Origin of the sequence: Streptomyces populi (assembly GCF_002911015.1) — a bacterium.
GTDB lineage: Bacteria > Actinomycetota > Actinomycetes > Streptomycetales > Streptomycetaceae > Streptomyces > Streptomyces populi.
Genome location: NZ_KZ627065.1, coordinates 1 through 3,467, shown reverse-complemented (window position 1 = coordinate 3,467; position 3,467 = coordinate 1). Strand labels below are relative to the sequence as shown.

Annotated in this window: 3 protein-coding genes; all 3 read left to right on the top strand. The window is 70.0% G+C overall.

The features are described 5' to 3' along the window. Positions 1 to 1,659, top strand: a 1,659-nt coding sequence (locus CW362_RS42515) for a vitamin B12 dependent-methionine synthase activation domain-containing protein (RefSeq protein WP_206301227.1), incomplete at its 5' end; no start/stop codon positions are given. Further along, positions 1,656 to 2,522: a methylenetetrahydrofolate reductase [NAD(P)H] gene (gene metF / locus CW362_RS42510; RefSeq protein ID WP_103554922.1), complete on the top strand. Its 867-nt coding sequence runs from the start codon at positions 1,656 to 1,658 to the stop codon at positions 2,520 to 2,522. The genes CW362_RS42515 and metF, both read left to right, overlap by 4 nt. After that, positions 2,512 to 3,467, top strand: a 956-nt coding sequence (locus CW362_RS42505) for an adenosylhomocysteinase (RefSeq protein WP_103554921.1), incomplete at its 3' end; no start/stop codon positions are given. The genes metF and CW362_RS42505, both read left to right, overlap by 11 nt.

Below are 3,467 nucleotides of genomic sequence, written 5' to 3'. Positions count from 1 at the left end.
GATCTGATCTACGACCGGCGTGCCGAGGGCTACGACCCGCTGCAGAAGCTGATGGCCCTGTTCGAGGGCGCCACCACCAAGTCGCTCAAGGCCGGCAAGGCCGAGGAGCTGGCCGCGCTGCCGCTGGAGGAGCGGCTCAAGCGGCGGATCATCGACGGCGAGAAGAACGGCCTGGAGGCCGACCTCTCCGAGGCCCTCCAGAGCCGCCCCGCCCTCGACATCGTCAACGAGACCCTGCTCGACGGCATGAAGGTGGTCGGCGAGCTGTTCGGCTCGGGCCAGATGCAGCTGCCGTTCGTGCTCCAGTCCGCCGAGGTCATGAAGAGCGCGGTCGCCTACCTCGAGCCGCACATGGAGAAGTCGGACGCGGAGGGCAAGGGCACCATCGTGCTCGCCACGGTCCGCGGCGACGTCCACGACATCGGCAAGAACCTCGTGGACATCATCTTGTCCAACAACGGCTACAACGTCGTCAACCTGGGCATCAAGCAGCCGGTCTCCGCGATCCTGGACGCCGCCGCCGAGCACAGGGCCGACGTCATCGGCATGTCCGGGCTGCTGGTCAAGTCCACGGTGATCATGAAGGAGAACCTGGAGGAGCTCAACCAGCGGGGCCTGTCCGCCGACTACCCGGTCATCCTCGGCGGCGCCGCCCTGACCAGGGCCTACGTCGAGCAGGACCTGCACGAGATCTACCAGGGCGAGGTCCGCTACGCCCGCGACGCCTTCGAGGGCCTGCGCCTGATGGACGCCCTGATCGGCGTCAAGCGCGGCGTGCCCGGCGCGGCCCTGCCCGAACTCAAACGACGCCGGGTCCCCCGGCGCGAGCCGGCGCTCGAAGAGCCGCAGGACGTCGGCCGCTCGGACGTCGCCACCGACAACCCGGTCCCCGCCCCGCCGTTCTGGGGCACCCGCGTCATCAAGGGCATCCAGCTCAAGGAGTACGCCTCCTGGCTGGACGAGGCCGCCCTGTTCAAGGGCCAGTGGGGCCTCAAGGGCGACACGCTCCAGAGCGAGGGACGGCCGCGGCTGCGCGGCTGGCTGGACGAGCTGCACACCAAGAACATGCTCGAGGCGGCCGTCGTCCACGGCTACTTCCCGTGCGTGTCCAAGGGCGACGACCTGATCGTCCTGGACGAGCGGGGCAACGAGCGCACCCGTTTCACCTTCCCCCGCCAGAGCCGCGGCCGCCGGCTGTGCCTGGCCGACTTCTTCCGCCCCGAGGAATCCGGCGAGACCGACGTCGTGGGCTTGCAGGTCGTCACCGTCGGCTCCCGCATCGGCGAGGAGACCGCCAAGCTCTTCGAGGCCGACTCCTACCGCGACTACCTCGAACTGCACGGCCTGTCCGTCCAGTTGGCCGAGGCGCTCGCCGAGTACTGGCACGCCCGCGTCCGCTCCGAACTGGGCATCGCCGCCGGCGACCCGGCCCGCCTCGAGGGGATGCTGCGCACCGAGTACCAGGGCTGCCGCTACTCGCTCGGCTACGCCGCCTGCCCGGACCTGGAGGACCGCGCCAAGATCGCGCAGCTCCTGGAACCCGAGCGGATCGGCGTCCACCTCTCCGAGGAGTTCCAGCTCCACCCCGAGCAGTCCACCGACGCCATCGTCGTCCACCACCCCGAGGCCAACTACTTCAACGCGGGAGGCCGCTCATGACGACGTTCTCCTTCGAGTTCTTCCCGCCCAAGACGGCCAGGGGAGAGGACACGCTGTGGAAGGCGATCCGGCGCATCGAACCGCTCCGGCCCGACTTCGTGTCCGTCACCTACGGCGCGGGCGGCTCCTCACGGGACCGGACGGTGGCCGTCACCCGGCGGATCGCCGCCGAGACGACACTGCGCCCCGTCGCCCATCTGACCGCCGTCGGCCACTCGGTGGCCGAACTGCGCCACATCATCGGGCAGTACGCGGACGCGGGCATCCGGGACGTCCTGGTCCTGCGCGGCGACCCGCCGGGCGATCCGAAGGGTCCCTGGACGCCGCACCCGCAGGGCCTGCGGTACGCGTACGAGCTCGTCGAACTGGTCCGTTCGCTGGGCGACTTCAGGATCGGGGTGGCCGCCTTCCCCGAGCGGCACCCGCGCTCGGGGGACTGGGACCAGGACATCCGCCACTTCGTCGCCAAGTGCCGGGCCGGCGCCGACTACGCGATCACCCAGATGTTCTTCCGGGTGGGGGACTACCTGCGGCTGCGCGACCGGGTCGAGGCCGCGGGCTGCGACATCCCGATCATCCCGGAGATCATGCCCGCCACCGACCACCGGCAGATCGCCCGCTTCGCCGAACTGTCCGACGCGGCCTTCCCCGCCGGTCTCGCGGCCCGTCTGTACACGGCCCGCGGCGACGCGGCCGCCGGCCACCGCATCGGTGTCGAGTACGCCACCGCCATGGCCGACAGCCTGCTCGCGGAGGGCGCCCCCGGACTGCACTACATCACCCTCAACAAGTCCACCGCGGCCCTGGACATCCACCGCAACGTACTGGCCTCCTCGAGCACAAGGATCCTCAATGTTTGCTGAGAGCGCAGACTTCAAGGTCGCCGACCTGTCCCTGGCCGCTTTCGGCCGCAAGGAGATCACCCTCGCCGAGCACGAGATGCCCGGCCTGATGTCGATCCGCGAGGAGTACGCCGCCGCCCAGCCCCTGGCCGGCGCCCGGATCACGGGCTCGCTGCACATGACGGTGCAGACCGCCGTCCTCATCGAGACCCTGGTCGCCCTGGGCGCCGAGGTCCGCTGGGTGTCCTGCAACATCTTCTCCACCCAGGACCACGCGGCCGCCGCCGTCGCGGTCGGCCCAAACGGCACGCCCGAGAACCCGCAGGGCATCCCGGTCTTCGCCTGGAAGGGCGAGACGCTGGAGGAGTACTGGTGGTGCACGGAGCAGGCGCTGACCTGGCCCGGCCACGCGGGCCCGAACATGATCCTGGACGACGGCGGTGACGCCACCCTCCTCGTGCACCTGGGCGTCGAGCGCCAGAAGTCGGGCCGCCTCCCCGAGGCGGACAACGAGGAACTCGCCGTGGTCCGCGCCCTGCTGGAGAACAGCACGCTCGACTGGTCCGCCCTCGCCTCGCAGATCCGCGGCGTGACGGAGGAGACCACCACCGGTGTCCACCGCCTGTACGAGATGCACCGTGACGGCACGCTGCTGTTCCCGGCGATCAACGTGAACGACGCCGTCACCAAGTCGAAGTTCGACAACAAGTACGGCTGCCGCCACTCGCTGATCGACGGCATCAACCGCGCCACCGACACCCTGATCGGCGGCAAGACCGCCGTCGTGTGCGGCTACGGCGACGTGGGCAAGGGCTGCGCCGAGTCGCTGCGCGGCCAGGGCGCCCGCGTGATCATCACCGAGATCGACCCGATCTGCGCGCTGCAGGCGGCGATGGACGGCTACCAGGTCACGACGCTGGACGAGGTCGTCGACAAGGCCGACATCTTCATCACCACCACGGGCAA

Excerpts from the sequence above, each read along its gene's own strand:
- metF (WP_103554922.1), top strand. The coding sequence starts at position 1,656 with ATGACGACGTTCTCCTTCGAGTTCTTCCCGCCCAAGACGGCCAGGGGA.